The organism is Cryobacterium sp. TMT2-17-1, from assembly GCF_004402765.1.
GTDB classification, from domain to species: domain Bacteria; phylum Actinomycetota; class Actinomycetes; order Actinomycetales; family Microbacteriaceae; genus Cryobacterium; species Cryobacterium sandaracinum.
On sequence record NZ_SOGC01000009.1, the window covers coordinates 183,905 to 199,593 of the forward strand.

At 69.2% G+C, this 15,689-nt stretch carries 13 protein-coding genes; 8 read left to right on the plus strand and 5 right to left on the minus strand.

Going from position 1 to position 15,689, the window contains the following annotated elements; all coding sequences use genetic code 11:
* Positions 1-233 precede the first annotated feature (233 nt).
* The 3 genes from E3O47_RS02265 to E3O47_RS02275 all read left to right on the plus strand — a co-directional run bounded on the left by E3O47_RS02265 (position 234) and on the right by E3O47_RS02275 (position 1,855).
* On the plus strand, positions 234-917 hold the full coding sequence (locus tag E3O47_RS02265) for a nucleotidyltransferase family protein (protein ID WP_134419419.1): 684 nt from the start codon (positions 234-236) through the stop codon (positions 915-917).
* 84 nt (positions 918-1,001) lie between these two features.
* Entirely contained in the window at positions 1,002-1,286 is a 285-nt protein-coding gene (clpS, locus tag E3O47_RS02270; RefSeq protein WP_233191428.1) for an ATP-dependent Clp protease adapter ClpS, read from the plus strand.
* Positions 1,286-1,855: a DUF2017 family protein gene (locus tag E3O47_RS02275; protein ID WP_241986061.1), complete on the plus strand. Its 570-nt coding sequence runs from the start codon at positions 1,286-1,288 to the stop codon at positions 1,853-1,855. Before clpS ends, E3O47_RS02275 begins: the two co-directional genes overlap by 1 nt.
* A 19-nt stretch (positions 1,856-1,874) precedes the next feature.
* On the opposite strand, the gene E3O47_RS02280 is transcribed toward E3O47_RS02275, so the two are convergent.
* The gene (locus E3O47_RS02280) at positions 1,875-3,191 is read right to left on the minus strand and encodes a glycosyltransferase (protein ID WP_134419422.1); all 1,317 of its coding nucleotides are present in this window, start codon (positions 3,189-3,191) and stop codon (positions 1,875-1,877) included.
* Complete coding sequence (locus tag E3O47_RS02285; protein WP_134419423.1) at positions 3,188-5,419, minus strand: glycosyltransferase; 2,232 nt, start codon at positions 5,417-5,419, stop codon at positions 3,188-3,190. The genes E3O47_RS02280 and E3O47_RS02285 overlap by 4 nt, the downstream gene beginning before the upstream one ends.
* A gap of 93 nt (positions 5,420-5,512) precedes the next feature.
* Between E3O47_RS02285 and E3O47_RS02290 the strand changes: the two genes are divergently transcribed.
* Together E3O47_RS02290 and E3O47_RS02295 are read left to right on the plus strand one after the other, a co-directional pair.
* Positions 5,513-7,828, plus strand: a complete 2,316-nt coding sequence (locus tag E3O47_RS02290) for an FdhF/YdeP family oxidoreductase (protein ID WP_134419424.1) — start codon at positions 5,513-5,515, stop codon at positions 7,826-7,828.
* Positions 7,825-9,213, plus strand: a complete 1,389-nt coding sequence (locus E3O47_RS02295; RefSeq protein WP_174722127.1) for a phosphatase PAP2 family protein — start codon at positions 7,825-7,827, stop codon at positions 9,211-9,213. Before E3O47_RS02290 ends, E3O47_RS02295 begins: the two co-directional genes overlap by 4 nt.
* Here E3O47_RS02295 and fdhD read toward each other — a convergent pair.
* The 3 genes from fdhD to fdhA all read right to left on the minus strand — a co-directional run bounded on the left by fdhD (position 9,210) and on the right by fdhA (position 12,451).
* A complete protein-coding gene (gene fdhD, locus E3O47_RS02300; RefSeq protein WP_104101323.1) occupies positions 9,210-10,070 on the minus strand; it encodes a formate dehydrogenase accessory sulfurtransferase FdhD in 861 nt (286 codons plus the stop codon). The genes E3O47_RS02295 and fdhD overlap by 4 nt on opposite strands.
* Positions 10,071-10,076: 6 nt before the next feature.
* The gene (gene moaA, locus E3O47_RS02305) at positions 10,077-11,105 is read right to left on the minus strand and encodes a GTP 3',8-cyclase MoaA (protein ID WP_104101326.1); all 1,029 of its coding nucleotides are present in this window, start codon (positions 11,103-11,105) and stop codon (positions 10,077-10,079) included.
* Between the two features lie 131 nt (positions 11,106-11,236).
* Positions 11,237-12,451: a formaldehyde dehydrogenase, glutathione-independent gene (gene fdhA, locus E3O47_RS02310; RefSeq protein WP_104101328.1), complete on the minus strand. Its 1,215-nt coding sequence runs from the start codon at positions 12,449-12,451 to the stop codon at positions 11,237-11,239.
* Between the two features lie 191 nt (positions 12,452-12,642).
* Between fdhA and E3O47_RS02315 the strand changes: the two genes are divergently transcribed.
* The 3 genes from E3O47_RS02315 to moaC are packed head-to-tail and all read left to right on the plus strand — an operon-like array spanning position 12,643 to position 15,688.
* Positions 12,643-13,893 carry a ThiF family adenylyltransferase gene (locus E3O47_RS02315; protein ID WP_104101331.1) on the plus strand — a complete coding sequence of 417 codons (1,251 nt, stop codon included), beginning with the start codon at positions 12,643-12,645 and terminating at the stop codon, positions 13,891-13,893.
* Positions 13,894-13,895: 2 nt separating this feature from the next.
* On the plus strand, positions 13,896-15,194 hold the full coding sequence (gene glp, locus E3O47_RS02320; RefSeq protein WP_104101334.1) for a gephyrin-like molybdotransferase Glp: 1,299 nt from the start codon (positions 13,896-13,898) through the stop codon (positions 15,192-15,194).
* Complete coding sequence (gene moaC, locus E3O47_RS02325) at positions 15,191-15,688, plus strand: cyclic pyranopterin monophosphate synthase MoaC (RefSeq protein ID WP_104170175.1); 498 nt, start codon at positions 15,191-15,193, stop codon at positions 15,686-15,688. Before glp ends, moaC begins: the two co-directional genes overlap by 4 nt.
* The last annotated feature ends 1 nt before the right edge of the window (position 15,689 follow it).

Sequence of the window (15,689 nt, forward strand, 5' to 3'; positions counted from 1 at the left end):
CGATTGAGCCGCCCTCCCGCCTTCCAGTCCCGCCCTCAATCCCGCCCTGGCCGAACGAATTCGACGGAGATTTTGCTTAGAACCGGCCCCGAGCATCCATTTGGGCGCGAAATCGGTAAAATCTCCGTCGAATTCGTCAGGGGTTGATGGACTAAAAGGTGAGAATCGTGCGGGCCGTGCCCGACCGACCTTCACACCCGTGCCCACACCCGCACCGCCCTACGATGGCAGGCATGGCCACTTCCTCCGCACCAATCGCCGGCCTCGTGCTCGCAGCCGGCGCCGGCTCCCGTTACGGCATGCCGAAGGCACTTGCGCGAGGCGACGACGGCATCCCCTGGCTGGTGCGCACGATCCGCACGCTCACGGATGCCGGCTGCTCACCGGTGATCGTCGTGCTCGGCGCCGAAACCGCAGAAGTCCGGGCACTGCTCCACCAATTCGGCATGACCCCGTCGGTCGTCCTCACGCAGGCTGAAGACTGGGCAGAGGGACTCTCCGCGTCCCTGCGGGCGGGCCTGCGACAAGCCACCGAGCTGCAGGCCACCGAGCTCCTGCCTGCTCCGGTCGCCGTGGCGATCGTCCCGGTCGATATCCCGGGTCTGCTGCCCGGCACGGTCGCACGACTGATCGGCACCCTGCCCATCGACACCCTGCCCGGTGACACCCTGCCCGGTGACACCGTGCCCGGTGCCACGGATGCCGACGCGAACCCCGTCGGCCCGCTCACGCTCCGGCAGGCCGGCTTCGACGCCCGCCCGGGACACCCGGTGGTGATCGGGCGAGCACACTGGGGCGCGCTCATCGACTCCGCCACCGGCGACACCGGCGCACGTCCCTACCTGCAGTCTCACAACACCCGGCTGGTCGATTGCGCCGACCTCGAGACCGGGCTCGACGTCGACACGCGCGATTGAGCACCGAAACCGCACCGCACCACGCCCCCGGACACCGGCCACACCGGGTTGGAATTGCCCCCCCCTCCGTGTGAGGCTTAACCCGTGCCGAAGACTGACGAACGACTCGATCTGCGAGACGCCGTGTCCCTCGATCGCCCCTGGATCACCATCGTCTGGGACGACCCGGTGAACCTGATGTCCTACGTCTCCTACGTGTTCCGCAGCTACTTCGGCATCTCCGCCTTGGAGTCCGAGCGCCTCATGCTGCAGGTGCACAACGACGGGAAGGCCGTCGTCGCTTCCGGCAACCGGGAAGCAATGGAACGCCACGTCGAAGCCATGCACGGCTACGGGCTGTGGGCCACCCTCGCCAAGGCCGACGCGTGATGCAGTTCATGACGGGCAGCGAGAACGCCGGCAGCGTGACCGCCCGGTTCGAACCCGTCGAGATCGGCCTGTTGCGCCTGGCCGCGAGCCAGCTGATTAACCTGCTGGAGGGCGCCGAAACCCACGCACTCGGCACATCCGGTGACCCGGCCCTGCGTCGGCTGCTGCCGGATGCCTACGCCGATGACCCCGAGGCCGCCGCGGAATTCCGCCGGTTCACCGCCGATGACCTGCTCGAGCGCAAGGTGCGGAACGCCCGGTGCATGCTTGCGACGCTCGGCGAGGAACCGCTCGCCGACATCGCCGACGAACCGAACGATGCCGAGCTACCTGCGACCGCCGACGCGGCCGCATCCGCCGAGGCGCCCGTGATTATCGACCTCGACGCCGACGACGTGCAGTCCTGGCTGCGCACGCTCACCGACCTGCGCCTCACCCTTGCCGAACGCCTCGAGATCGGGCCCGACGGGGTGCCGGCGCGGAGCGCCGACGCGGCACCGTTCCTGAACGACATCTACGACTGGTTCGGTATGGTGCAGGAATCCCTGGTCTACGCGATCGACGTCTGACCCCCCGGATACTCGCAACCTACAGCTCGACCGGCACCGCCAGCAGCGCCGCGTACGCGCGCTTGGGCCCGGCCCCGCCCTGCAGCGAGGAACTCAACCGATCCAGGCTTCGCCGGGCGTCCCCGTCGAGCGCGAGCAGTTCGGCTATTCCGGCCCGAAGCTCCTCAACCGTAGCCGTGTTGGGCGCGAGGGACAGCCCGAATCCGGCCGCTTCGACCGCGGCGGCCCCGGCGAACTGGTCGGTGGAGAAGGGCAGCAGCAGCAGTGGCACCCCCGAGGTCATCGCCTCGGTGACGCTGTTGTTGCCGCCGTGCGACACCGCCAGAGCCGAGCGCGCCAGCACGGTGACCTGCGGCAGGAACGCGCGCACGAGCCAGGAGTCGGGGATCGGCCCGAGTTCCGCGGGGTCGGTGGCACCGGTGGCGACGGCCACCCGCACGTCGAGTGCGGCAAGCGCCTCGGCCACCCGGGCGAGAACATCCCCGCGCACCGACAGGAAGCTGCCGAAACTGACATAGACGATGGGCCGGTCACTGTCGGCGGCGAGCCAGGCGTTCACCTCGTCGTCGGCGGCCTCGTTGCGCACGGCGGAGCCGAGGAACGCGTGCGCCGGCAGCAACTCGCCACGTGCGGCGTCGTGCAGCTCGGCCGGATAATTGAGCAGCAGGATGTCTCCGGACTCCATGAACGCATCCGGGCTCGGCAGCGCGGCCGGGTCGAGAACCCGCAGGGCGTCGTTCCACTGGGTGGTGAACGCATCCCGCACGCTCTCGCAGATCGTCAGGAGTGCGCCGAGGTCGTCGCTGTCGGGCGCGAAGGCGAGCGGCCACTCCGGCGGGAAACCGTAGACCTCCGCGCCCACGGGCAGCGCCGACGGGTGACCGAGCACCACATCGGCGTGACGGATGCCCGCACTCACCAAAGCGAGGCGCGCACTGAACGCCAGGTGATCGACGATCACGTGGTCGGGTTGCACCTCGGCCACGATGAGCTGTACCGCGCGGGCCACCTCCACCGGGTTCCAGAGCAGGTCGCTGCTGCGTGCCTCGGCCTGGAAACAGAGCGTTTCCACCATTCCGAGCCGGGTGGCGTCGAAGAACCCGCGGAGCGCGTCGTCCTCGCCCGTCGGCTGTTCCTCGGCGCGGATCGTGCCGGGGTTCGAGCCGCGGCCCAGTTGCAGGTGTATGCGCTCGAATCCGAACGCGGCCACGATGTCGGCAGTGGCCGAACCGCTGGCCACCACGACGCGTTCGCCGGCCTCCAGCCACGCGGTGCCCAGAGTGGCCAGCGGGAACAGGTGGGAGGCGTAGTCCGGGCTGATGATCAGCAGCGTCATGAAACGCTCACCAGGTACGCGCCCGACTCGTTCGTGTCGGCGACGTCGCGGTAGACCCGGGTCAGCGTCTCAGCCATGGCCTGGATCGTGAAGGAACGCGACACCATTTCCCCGGCCCGGTCCGCGTACTCCGGTCCGAGGGGGCCGGCAGCCAACTCGAGTGCAGCGATGATCCCGCCCGCCAGGGCCGTTTGGTTGCCGGTGTCGACGAGGAAACCCGTCACTGCGTGCTCCACATAGGTGGCCGGGCCGCCGGAATTCGGGGCGACGACGGTGAGCCCGGTCGCCATGGCCTCAAGCAGGGCGATGCCGAATTCTTCCTTCATGCTCGCGCAGACATACGCCCCATTGGGGGCCGCCAGTCCGGGCCGGCCGTACCGGGCCGCGGCCAGCCAGTGCGCCACGGTGTCGTTGGTGCGGTGCCCGGCGAGCAGTAGGCCCTGGTCGGCCGCATTGGCGAGGTCGACGACCGCGGCCACCTGGTCCAGCTGGCTTTTCTCGTCGAGGGAGGGAGAATTCAGGTCCCCGCCGAGGATGAGCAGGTTGCAGCGGGCGCGCAGGTTGGCATCCGCAGCCCACGCCTGAACCAGGGCAGCCATGCCCTTGACGCGGTGCAGGCGTCCGACGGTGACGGCGAGCGGAAGCCCGCGCCGGCTCGGCGGGAGGGTGGTGAGCAGGTCGTCCAGTTCGGCTAGCGCCGCTGCGCCCGCCGCGCCCGCCGCGCTGGTCACGCCGGTCGCCCCGGTCGCGTGCGCGGCGGGCGGGTCGGCCGCGAGTCGGGCATCCGCCAGGGCACGCTCGATCACGGCGAGGTCGATGCCCTCCGCGATCACGGAGTGGCGTTCCGGATGCTGCCGGATATCGATTCCCACAAGGTCGCGCATGTCACGCCGCAGCTCGGGCCTCGGGAAGAGAACGGTGTGCGCGGCATCCGCGGCCAGCCGCTGAACGAGCCGGGCCCGGAACCAGAAGTGCTCGGTCTCGTCGACCGTGCCGAAGTTCGCCCGGGTGAGCACCCCGGAACTGTCGAGGGAGTGGATGACGCTGTGCGGGTCGGGGGCCACCGTGAACACGATCGGAATGTCGAGCTCGCGGGCGACGGTGGAGGCAGCCAGCGTGCCGATGTCGGCCATTCGCAGGTGGATCGCGTCGACGGTGCCGGCGGCGCGCAGAATGCGACGGATGCCGCGCTGCGTCGCAATCCGCCGCGGCCAGGCATCGACCGAGGCGACGGGTTCGCCCAGGAAGGGCACGGTCGCGAAGGCGTGCTCCGCGAGGGAAGACCCGACCTCGGACAGAGAGGTGAGCGCGCCGGCGAAGCTGCCGCGGGAGAGGGTGAGCACCCGTTCCACGGAGCCGCCGCGCTCACTGCCGCCGCTGCCGCTGCCGCCGGAGACGAGCGCGTCGCCCAGGCGCACGAGCAGCGTGGCGATGCCGCCGTTATCGCCGGCTCCCACCTGGCTGAGTTCGCGGTCGATGTCGGCGTGCAGGAAGAGTTGGGCCACCGTCAGCCCCCGGCTCCACGGCGGGCGCGGGTAGGCCGGCACGGTCAAGTCGATCAGGGCGAGCCGGGCCACGTCGGCAAGCACGCCGCTGCCCTGCGACAGGTCGCTCACGATACGGATGTTGGCCTCGTTCGGACCGAGGTCGCCGATGGCCGCGATCGCCGCCGCACGCACCGCGTTCGGCTCGGAGCCGTCGACTGCGACCCGGCGCAGCAGACGTTCGGGGATGCGCCCGGCGATGAGACCCATCGTTTCGACCAGGCGGGCGCGGGCGCCGCACTCATGCACGCCGATCAGGGTGCCCTCGAGGGCGAGCGCCACATGCACCGGCACCGACGAGCTCCACTGCTCCAGCGTGCGCTGGGCGATCATGCCGGAGAAGCCGCCGTCGACCACCATGCTCAGCAGTCCGGAGATCGCCTCGAACCGGGGCAGCCGGGCGCCGAACGCCCAGGCCGTGTGTTCGCGGATGAAGAGGGAGTCGTGGGTGAGCAGCGACACGAGCACGTCATCCGCGGACTCGTCGAACACCTGGCCGAGCGAGTGAATGGCTGCGATCGCGGTCAGCTGGTCGCCAGGGTCGGTCGCCGCCTGCGCGAGCAGGCGCACGGCGCGGATGCCGCCGTCCCGGCTCGCTGCGATGGTCAGGTCGTCGGCGCAGCGAATGCCGTCCAGGATTGACCGGGTCTGCCGCATCGTGTCCAGCGTCGTGTGAGTTCCCACGGTGCCCCCTCTGTCTCCTGCTTCAAGCAGTCCGATCCGAACATACACGTAGCCGATGTCGGAACGCCCTGTGAAATGGAGCAAAATGGTCACATGACACGACGCGCTCCGATCGAAGACATCAACGAAGACAATCTGGTCGTCACGAAGCCGAAGAAGTCCGCGGCCGGAGTGGAAGCGGTTCTGGTGGCGCTCGATCGCGGGTTCGCGCAGGCCGGCGTTCCCCGCACGGCGAAGGCGCTGCTGCGCCTCAACCAGCGCGACGGCACCGACTGCCCGGGCTGCGCGTGGCCGGAGTCGCAGGGCCACCGCAAGACCGCGGAGTTCTGTGAGAACGGCGCCAAGGCCGTCGCCGAGGAGAGCACCCTGCGCACCGTGACGCCGGCGTTCTGGGCCGAGCACTCGATCGAGGAGCTCGCCACGAAGACCGAGTACTGGCTCGGCAACCAGGGCCGCATCACGCATCCGGTGGTCATCCGTCCCGGCGACACGCACTACTCCCAGATCTCCTGGAACGAAGCCTTCGAGCTCATCGGCGATCGGATCCGAGCCACCGTTCCCGACCGTACGGTCTTCTACACCTCGGGACGCACCGCCAACGAGGCGGCGTTCCTCTACCAGCTGTTCGCCCGCTCGATCGGCACGAACAACCTGCCCGACTGCTCGAACATGTGCCACGAGTCCTCCGGAAGCGCCATGAACGCCACCATCGGCATCGGCAAGGGCACCGTTTCGCTCGAAGACATCCACCATGCCGAGCTGATCCTCGTCGTCGGCCAGAACCCGGGCACCAACCACCCGCGGATGCTGTCGGCCCTCAAGGAGTGCAAGGACAACGGTGGCCGGGTCGTCGCCGTCAACCCGCTGCCCGAGGCCGGGTTGTTCAATTTCAAGGATCCCCAGTCGGTCTCCGGCCTGATCGGCGATGGCACAGCACTCGCCGACGAGTACCTGCAGATCAAGGTCGGCGGCGACCTGGCCCTGTTCCAGGCCCTCGGCCACCTGCTGCTCGAAGCGGAGGAGCGCGTTCCCGGCTCCGTCGTCGACGCGGAGTTCGTCGCGGCGAACACCCAGGGCCTCGACGAGTACCGCGCCGCCCGCACGACCATCGACTGGGCCGAGACGGAGAAGGCCACCGGGCTCACCGCGGTGGAGATCTCCACCGTCGCGCAGATGATGATCGACTCCACGGCCACGATCATCTGCTGGGCGCTCGGACTCACTCAGCAGCCGCACTCGGTCAACACACTCAAGGAGATCATCAACCTGCTCCTGCTGCAGGGCAACTTCGGCAAGCCGGGCGCCGGCGCCTGCCCGGTTCGCGGCCACTCCAACGTGCAGGGCGACCGCACCATGGGCGTCTGGGAGAAGCCCAAGGAATCGATGCTCGCCGCGCTGGACAAGGAATTCGGCATCGAGTCCCCTCGCAAGCACGGCCTCGACTCGGTGGACACCGTCGCGGCCTTCGAGAACGACGACGTCGACGTGTTCGTGTCGATGGGCGGCAACTTCGCCCTCGCCTGCTCCGACACAGTGGCCCTCGAGGCGGCAATGCAGCGCGTGGGCCTGACCGTGCACGTGTCGACCAAGCCCAACCGGTCGCACATCATGCACGGCACGACCTCGCTGATCCTGCCGACGCTGGGGCGCACCGACACGGACGACAAGCACCCGGGTGGTCGCCAGGTGCTCTCGGTCGAGGACTCCATGTCGGTCGTGCGCACCACGCAGGGGCGTCTGGACCCGGTCTCCGAGCACTTGCTCGCCGAGCCCGTCATCGTCGCCCGGATGGCCAGCGCCACCCTCGGCGACGACCACGTGATCGACTGGAAGGCGATGGCCGACGACTACGACGTCATCCGTGACCGCATCTCGCGGGTTCTCCCGGGCTTCACCGATTTCAACGCGCGCCTCAAGACGAAGAACGGTTTCGTACTGCCCAACCCACCCCGCGACACCCGCAGCTTCGCCACCGACATCGGCCGGGCCCGGTTCACGGTCAGCCCGCTCGAGTACCTCACCCCGCCGGCCGGCCACCTGATCCTGCAGACCATGCGCAGCCACGACCAGTACAACACCACGTTCTACGGCCTGGATGACCGCTACCGCGGAATCTCCGGCGGCCGCCGGGTCATCCTGATCCACCAGGACGACGTCACCGAGCTGGGCTTTGCGGACCGCGACATGGTCGACGTGATCAGCACTTTCCGGGGCGAGGAGCGGCGCGCCAACGAGTTCCGCCTGGTGGTCTACCCCACCCCGCGGGGCTGCGCGGCCGCGTATTTCCCCGAGGCGAACGCCCTGATGCACCGCGAGCTCGTGGCCCGGGAGTCGAACACCCCCGGTTACAAGGCCATGTCCGTGCGATTCATCGCCCACGAGGCAGCGAATTCAGCACCGCTGACGTGAGCCGAGGCGTGAACACGGGCGCTGGGGCACAGCGCGTCACCCACTGGTGGCCGCTGCTCTCCGGGCTGGTCACCGTCGCGCTGGCGGTGGGTCTGGGCCTGGTCATCTCCCGGAACGGCAAGCCGTTCGCCCTGGACACGGAGTGGATGATCGCGGTGTCCGGCAATCGGGCACCGGTGTGGGATTCCCTCGCCCTCGTGATGAACAGCCTGGGCGGCGGTCTCACCGCCTCCGTCGTCGTGCCCGGTCTGCTCATCGGCCTGCTCCTGTTCTTCAAGCGCCCGTGGGCCGCGGGCTTCGCCCTCGCGGTAACCGTGGTCTCCGGTGCCGCCGTGCACCTCCTCAAGTGGCTGTTCGGCCGGGCCCGCCCGGTCGAGCTCGACGATCTGTTGGTCAGCGTCGATTTCGGGTCGTTCCCCTCCGGCCATGTCGCCAATGCGGCGACGCTGGCGATAATCCTGGCGCTGCTCTTCCGGTTCTGGTGGGTGTGGCTGGCCGGGGCGCTGTACACGGCGCTGATGATGCTCAGCCGCACCTACCTGGGCGCTCACTGGCTGACCGACACCGTCGGGGCGGCACTGCTCGGCATCGGGATCGCGGTGGCGGTCTGGGCTCCCCTGGCCGTGACACTCGATCGCGAACGCCGACGCAGCCGCGCGTCGCATCCGTGGCGCACGTTCCACGACCGGTACGTCGTCGAGACGTGGGAACGCAATGCCCGGTCCCGCCGCATGCTCCAAGTCACCGCGATCGCCTGCCTGGGTTTCGGCGCCGTCGTCTTCACGCTCACGCTGCTGAGTGTGCAGAGCGGCGGCGGCGTCACCGCGATCGACCTCCCCGTGCAGGAGTGGCTGCTGGAAGCCCGGTCCCCCGTTCTGACGACCGTGATGGTGGTGCTGGCGGTCGTATTCGGGCCGGTCGCGCTGCCCCTGATCGTGCTGGTCGTGTGCGTCGGCTGGGGTCTTCTCACCCGGCACGCCTGGCGCCCCCTGCTGCTCGCCGGTGCCATGGCAACCGGCGTGGTGCTGGCCCAGGTCATCGGACGCACGGTCGGCCGCGAGCGGCCGCCGATCGACCTGATGCTGTACGGCACGGATCTCACGTTCTCGTTCCCCTCCGGCCACGTGCTGGGTGCATCCGACTTCCTGCTGGTGACCGCCTACCTTCTGCTCTCGCGCCGTTGCAGCATGCTGGCCACCACCCTCGGTCTCAGCATCGCCGTGGTCGGCATCGTGCTGGCGGCCCTCAGCCGCCTGTACCTCGGCTACCACTGGACCACGGATGCCCTGGCCTCCGTTTCGATCTCCCTGATAGTGGTGGGCTGCGTGATCACGGTCGACACCTGGCGCACCGGGCGGGTGGTCGAACCCGCGGAGCGCGGCTAGCCGGGGACGCTCTGCGGCGTCCGCTCGCCGCTCGTGATGCGTTCCGCCCCGGCGTAGATCACCATGGAGTCGCCGCGCAGGAACCCGACCACCGTCATGCCTACCTCGTCCGCGAACTCGGCGGCCAGCGACGACGGCGCCGACACGGCGGCGAGCACCGGAATCCCGGCCATCAGCGCCTTCTGCGCCAGTTCGAAGCTCGCCCGGCTCGACACCATCAGCACCGTGCCGGTGAGCGGAAGCAGGTCTTCCTTCAGCGCCCAACCGATGACCTTGTCGACCGCGTTGTGGCGGCCGACGTCTTCGCGCAGCACCAGCATCCGCCCGGTGGTCCCGTCGAAGAGGGCGGCCGCATGGATGCCGCCGGTCTTCTCGAAAACGTCCTGGGCGTCGCGCAAGACCTCGGGAAAGCTCGTCAGGAGCTCTGCGTCGACCTGAAGCGGGTCAGCCGTCACCGGGAACGCCGACTTCGTGCGCACGGCGTCGATACTGGCCTTGCCGCAGAGCCCGCAGGAACTGGTCGTCAGGAACGATCGCTCCAGGCTCGGGTCGGGCGGTGTGACCCCGGGCGCGAGCGACACGTCGAGCACGTTGTAGGTGTTCACGCCTTCGACGGTGGCGCCGGCGCAGTACCGGGCCGTGGAAAAGTGCTCGTTCCGGGTGATGACGCCCTCCGACACCAGGAACCCGGCGGCGAGGTCGAAATCGTTGCCGGGGGTTCGCATCGTGACGGCGAGGGAGCGGCCGTTCACGCGGATCTCGAGTGGCTCTTCGACCGCCAGCACGTCTTCCCGGCTGGTGGGATTCTCGCCCGCCGTCAGTCGCACGACCTTGCGCCTGGCCGTGATCCTGCTCATCTGGATTCACCCACCGATGTACGACATTTCGATTCTCTTCTTGCCGGATGCGCGCAGCCGGCCGGTCTCGGCGCTGCGCAGCTCCGAATAGCGGTCCGTGCGCTCGCGCCAGATCTGCTTCAGCACCTCGGCCAGCTGCTCATCGGTGCAACCGCCGCGCATCAGGGCACGCAGGTCGTGCCCCTCGGTCGCGAACAGGCAGGTGAACAGCTTGCCGTCGGTGGAGACCCGCGCCCGCGAGCAGGAATGGCAGAACGACTGGGTGACACTGGAGATCACGCCGATCTCCCCCTCGCCGTCGCGGTAGCGCCACCGGCGGCTGGTCTCACCGGTCTTGTTGGGGGCCACCTCCTCGAGAGGCAGTTCAGCGTTGATGCGGGCCACGACCTCGGCCGAGGGCACCACGTCACCCATCTCCCAGCCGTTGCTCGAGCCCACGTCCATGAACTCGATGAACCGGAGGATGTACGGGGTGCCTTTGAAGTGGCGCGCCATGGCAACGATGTCCTGATCGTTCTGCCCGCGCTTGAGCACCATGTTGATCTTGATCGGGCCGAGCCCGACCGAGTGGGCCACGTCCAGGCTGTTCAACACCTTGGCGACCGGGAACTTCACGTCGTTCATGGCCCGGAACGTGGCGTCGTCGAGCGAATCCAACGACACCGTGACGCGCTTCAGCCCGGCGTCCTTCAGAGCCCGGGCCTTCAGCGCCAGCACCGAACCGTTGGTGGTCATCGCGATGTCGATCGGGCGGCCGTCCGGGGTGCGGAGCGCCGCCAGCATCGCCACCAGTTCCTCGATCCCTTTGCGCAGCAGCGGCTCACCGCCGGTGAGGCGGATCTTCTCGACCCCGTGCGCCACGCTGATCCGCGCCAGCCGGGTCATCTCTTCGAAGGAGAGCAGTTCGTCGCGTTCCATGAAAGCAAAGTCCTTGCCGAAGACCTCTTTGGGCATGCAGTACACGCAGCGGAAGTTGCAGCGGTCCGTGACCGAGATGCGCAGATCGTGCAGCGGGCGTTGGAACTGATCAATCATGTATCCACACTAACCGCCGCCCTCCGCGGCAACAGTCCTTCGGGACGGTGACAAATGCCCGGCCTCAGCAGAACAGGGCATCCGACCCGGGCGAACCGCGGGCCGGATGTCCTGTTACCGGTCGAACGCGCTTACTTGATGTACTGGTTCGGGTTCAGCACGTATTTGATCGACTTGCCGGCGTCGAACTCGGCGTAGCCGCGCGGGGCATCGTCCAGGCTGATCGCCTGAGCGTTGACGGCCTTCGCGATCTGCACCTTGTCGTGCAGGATCGCCATCATCAGCGACCGGTTGTACTTCATCACCGGGGTCTGACCGGTAGCGAAGGACAGGGACTTGGCCCAGCCGAGGCCCAGCCGGATGGACAGCGAGCCGACCTTCGCCGCCTCGTCGACCCCGCCCGGGTCACCCGTGACGTAGAGGCCCGGGATGCCCAGGCCACCACCGGCGGCCGTGACCGTCATCAGCGAGTTCAGCACCGTGGCCGGACGCTCCGTTCCGGCATCCTTGCCGTGGCCGCGGGCCTCGAAGCCGACCGCGTCCACGCCGCAGTCGACCTCGGGCACACCCAGGATCTGCTCGATCTGATCCTGCGGTTCGCCCTTCCGCAGGTCGATGGTCTCGCAGCCGAAGCTGCGGGCCTGCGCCAGCCGCTCCTCATTGAGGTCGGCGACGATGACGACGGCGGCCCCGAGCAGCTGAGCGGATGCCGCCGCGGCCAGACCCACCGGGCCCGCTCCGGCGATGTATACGGTCGATCCGACCCCGACGCCCGCGCTGAACGCTCCGTGGAAGCCGGTCGGGAAGATGTCCGAGAGCATGGTGAGGTCCATGATCTTCTCCAGCGCCTGGTCCCGGTCCGGGAACTTCAGGAGGTTCCAGTCCGCGTACGGCACCAGCACGTACTCGGCCTGGCCGCCGACCCAACCGCCCATGTCGACGTAGCCGTAGGCGCTGCCCGGGCGGTCGGGGTTGACGTTGAGACAGATTCCGGTTTTGCGCTCCTTACAGTTGCGGCACCGGCCGCAAGAGATGTTGAACGGCACCGAGACGATGTCGCCGACCTTGATGAACTCGACGTCGGGTCCGCATTCGACCACCTCGCCGGTGATCTCGTGGCCGAGGACGAGGTCCGACGGCGCGGTCGTGCGCCCGCGAACCATGTGCTGGTCCGAGCCGCAGATGTTGGTGGTGACCGTGCGGAGGATGACCCCGTGCGGCACCTTGCGGCCCACGTTCGCCGGGTTGACACCCGGTCCGTCTTTCAGCTCGAAGGTCGGGTAGTCGATGTCGATGACCTCGACGACGCCCGGGCTCTTGTAGGCAACTGCTCTGTTCCCAGTCATGAAGTACCTTCCTAGTTCCTGTTTGCTTCCCTCACAGCGAGACCCGTCGGGCCGCACGAGACTGCATCGAAATTTCTAGTTGGTGCCTGTTTCACATCTAGAGGACTACATTGCGGCCTGAAATTCAAGGGGTGTGCTCAGATGACTGTTTTGGGTACACATCGGGCGCTGCCAACGCCTACCGTGGAAGCATGGCCATTCCCCCCCTTGTCGAGCCGATCGCCCGCCTGAGCGGCGCCGAATCCGTTCGCACCGCCCGCCAACGCCGTCTGCCCCAGCTCAACGAGCTCGGCCAGCGCCGCCTCGCCAACGCCCGGGTGCTCGTGCTCGGCGCCGGCGGGCTGGGGTCCCCCGCGCTCATCTACCTGGCTGCGGCCGGCGTGGGAACGATCGGCATCGTCGACGGCGACGACGTCGAACCCAGCAACCTGCAACGCCAGATCGTGCACGGCCAGGCGGATGTCGGACGCCCCAAGGTGGCCAGCGCCGCCGAATCGATCGCCCAGATCGCGCCGGAGGCCGTGGTCGTGCAGCACGCCGAACGGCTCGACGCCGGCAACGCCGCCGCGATCATCGGCGGTTACGACGTGGTCATCGACGGCACCGACAACTTCCCCACCCGTTTCCTGGTCAACGACACCTGCGCGGCCCTGGGCCTGCCACTGGTCTGGGCATCCGTGCTCCGTTTCGACGCCCAGCTGTCGGTGTTCTGGGCCACCCCACCGGCCGAGAGCGGCCTCACCGGGGTGCATCTGCGCGACCTGTTCCCGACCCCGCCCACAGAGGGTGAGGTGCCCAACTGCGCCGAAGCCGGCGTGCTCGGCGCGCTCTGCGGCCAGGTGGGCTCGCTGATGGCCACCGAGGCGATCAAGCTGATCGCCGGTATCGGCGCTCCGCTGATCGGGCGCGTGCTCGTGATCGACGCGCTCTCGGGCCGTTTCACCGAAGTGCCCCTGATCGGCACCGGCATCGCCGCCGCCGACCCGAACCCGGCAGCGACCCTCGCCGCCGCCCGCGGCTCCGCTCGGGCCGCCACCGCTGGGGCCTGGTCGACGCTCACCCCGGTGGAGCTCGTGGCCCGGCTCACTGCCCGCGCCGAGGGAACCGACCCGTTCGTGCTGGTCGACGTGCGCGAGCCCGACGAGCACGCCGAGAGCGCCATCCCGGATGCCGTCCTGCTGCCTCTCGGCGACCTGCTCACCGAGGCCGGAATGGCCACCCTGCCGCGGGACGTGCCGCTGGTGCTGCACTGCCATCTGGGGCCGCGGGCCGAACGCGCCGCGATGGCCCTGGACGCGGCCGGCTTCACCGGCCTCACCCTGCTCGCCGGCGGGATCGTCGCCTGGGACGTTGCCGTCGCCGCACGCACGGCTCCCGGCCGGGGCAGCAAGTGGGCCGGCGACGCCGTGTCCAACGAATCGACGACCACAGCGGGGAACTGACCATGACGGGGAACACGCACGAGCACACCCACGAGCACGACGCCGATGCTTGCGCCGTACCGGTCTCGGCCCGCAGCGTCGCCGACCAGCTCTCCTTCGTGCTCGCCGCGGTCGCCCCGCTGCCGCCCGTGCTGGTCTCGCTTGACGAGGCGCTGGGCCTGATGCTGGCCGAGGATGTTCGGAGCGCCACGGACACACCTCCCTTCGACAACTCGGCCATGGACGGCTATGCCGTCCGGCGCGCCGACCTGCTGCAGGCCTCCGCCGAGCACCCGGTGACGCTGCCGGTGGTCGCCGACCTCGCGGCCGGAACCAGCCAGAACCCGCACCTGGAGACCGGGCAGGTGGCCCGGATCATGACGGGGGCGCCGCTCCCGGACGGGGCGGATGCCGTGGTTCCGATCGAAGACACCGATCAGGGCATCGACACGGTCACCGTCGTGCGGGCGCCGCAGCCGGCAGCGCACATCCGTCGCGCCGGCGAAGACGCCCACGCCGGCGACACCGTGCTCACCCGCGGCTCGGTGCTCTGGCCGACCCGGGTTGCCGCGGCCGCCAGCGCCGGAACCTCGTCGCTCCGGGCGCACCCGGCTCCGCGCGTGGCCGTGATCTCCACCGGGAGCGAGCTCGTCACCCCCGGCGAACCCGCCCGGCGCGGCCAGATCCCCGACTCCAACTCCTACCTCCTCGCGTCGGCCGTCACCGCCGCCGGTGGGGTGCCGATCCGGCTCGGCGCGGTTCCCGACGACGAGAACACGCTCCGCAGCCTGCTGGCCAGCCTCGCCGGCACGGTCGACGCCATCGTGCTCTCCGGCGGGGTGAGCGTCGGCGCCTACGACATCGTCAAGGCCGTGCTCGCCCCGCTCGGCACCGTACGGTTCGGGCCGGTCAAGATGCAGCCGGGCAAGCCTCAGGGTTTCGGCCGCTGGCCGGCCGACGACAATGCAGTCGAGGGACCGCTCATCTTCGCCCTCCCCGGCAACCCGGTCAGCGCCTTCGTGTCGTTCGAGGTGTTCGTGCGGCCGGCCCTGCGCCGCCTCGGCGGGCACATCGACCTCTTTCGCCCCACGATCTCGGCGACCGCCGGGGAGAGCTGGGACTCCCCGCCCGGCCGTGCCCAGTACATGCCGGTGACGCTCGAGGGCGTGGGAATCCGCAGAGTGGTCCGCCGGTCCGCCGCGGGCGGGTCGGGATCCCACCTCGTCGCCGGGCTTGCTCAGGCCGTCGGGCTGGCCATCGTGCCGGAAAACGTGACGCGGATTGCCGAGGGCGACCGCGTCACTGTCATGCTGTTGACATGAGCATCCGCGACCTGTCCGCACACCCCTTCACGCATCTCGACTCTTCCGGCCAGGCCCGCATGGTCGACGTCACCGAGAAGCAGCCCACCGTGCGCAGCGCCACCGCCGCCGGCTTCGTGGCCTGCGGACCGACGGTCATCGCGGCCCTTCGCGACGGCAGCACCCCCAAGGGCGATGTGCTCGCCGTGGCCCGCATCGCCGGCATCCAGGGTGCCAAGAAGTGCGCCGACCTGCTCCCCCTCGCGCATGTGATCGGGGTGCACGGCGCCGCCGTCGACCTCGTCATCGAAAACACCGGGGTGCGCGTCACGGCCACCGTGCGCACGGCCGACCGCACCGGCGTCGAGATGGAGGCGCTGACCGCCGTGTCGGTCGCCGCCCTCGCCGTGGTCGATATGGTCAAAGGCCTCGACAAGTCCGTTTGGATCGAGAACGTGCGCCTCATCACGAAGACCGGAGGGAAGTCCGGCGACTGGCACCGCCCGAACGAGTAGC

Excerpts from the sequence above, each read along its gene's own strand:
- E3O47_RS02265 (WP_134419419.1), top strand. The coding sequence starts at position 234 with ATGGCCACTTCCTCCGCACCAATCGCCGGCCTCGTGCTCGCAGCCGGC.
- E3O47_RS02275 (WP_241986061.1), top strand. The coding sequence starts at position 1,286 with ATGCAGTTCATGACGGGCAGCGAGAACGCCGGCAGCGTGACCGCCCGG.
- E3O47_RS02280 (WP_134419422.1), bottom strand. The coding sequence starts at position 3,191 with ATGACGCTGCTGATCATCAGCCCGGACTACGCCTCCCACCTGTTCCCG.
- E3O47_RS02290 (WP_134419424.1), top strand. The coding sequence starts at position 5,513 with ATGACACGACGCGCTCCGATCGAAGACATCAACGAAGACAATCTGGTC.
- fdhD (WP_104101323.1), bottom strand. The coding sequence starts at position 10,070 with ATGAGCAGGATCACGGCCAGGCGCAAGGTCGTGCGACTGACGGCGGGC.
- moaA (WP_104101326.1), bottom strand. The coding sequence starts at position 11,105 with ATGATTGATCAGTTCCAACGCCCGCTGCACGATCTGCGCATCTCGGTC.
- fdhA (WP_104101328.1), bottom strand. The coding sequence starts at position 12,451 with ATGACTGGGAACAGAGCAGTTGCCTACAAGAGCCCGGGCGTCGTCGAG.
- E3O47_RS02315 (WP_104101331.1), top strand. The coding sequence starts at position 12,643 with ATGGCCATTCCCCCCCTTGTCGAGCCGATCGCCCGCCTGAGCGGCGCC.
- glp (WP_104101334.1), top strand. The coding sequence starts at position 13,896 with ATGACGGGGAACACGCACGAGCACACCCACGAGCACGACGCCGATGCT.
- moaC (WP_104170175.1), top strand. The coding sequence starts at position 15,191 with ATGAGCATCCGCGACCTGTCCGCACACCCCTTCACGCATCTCGACTCT.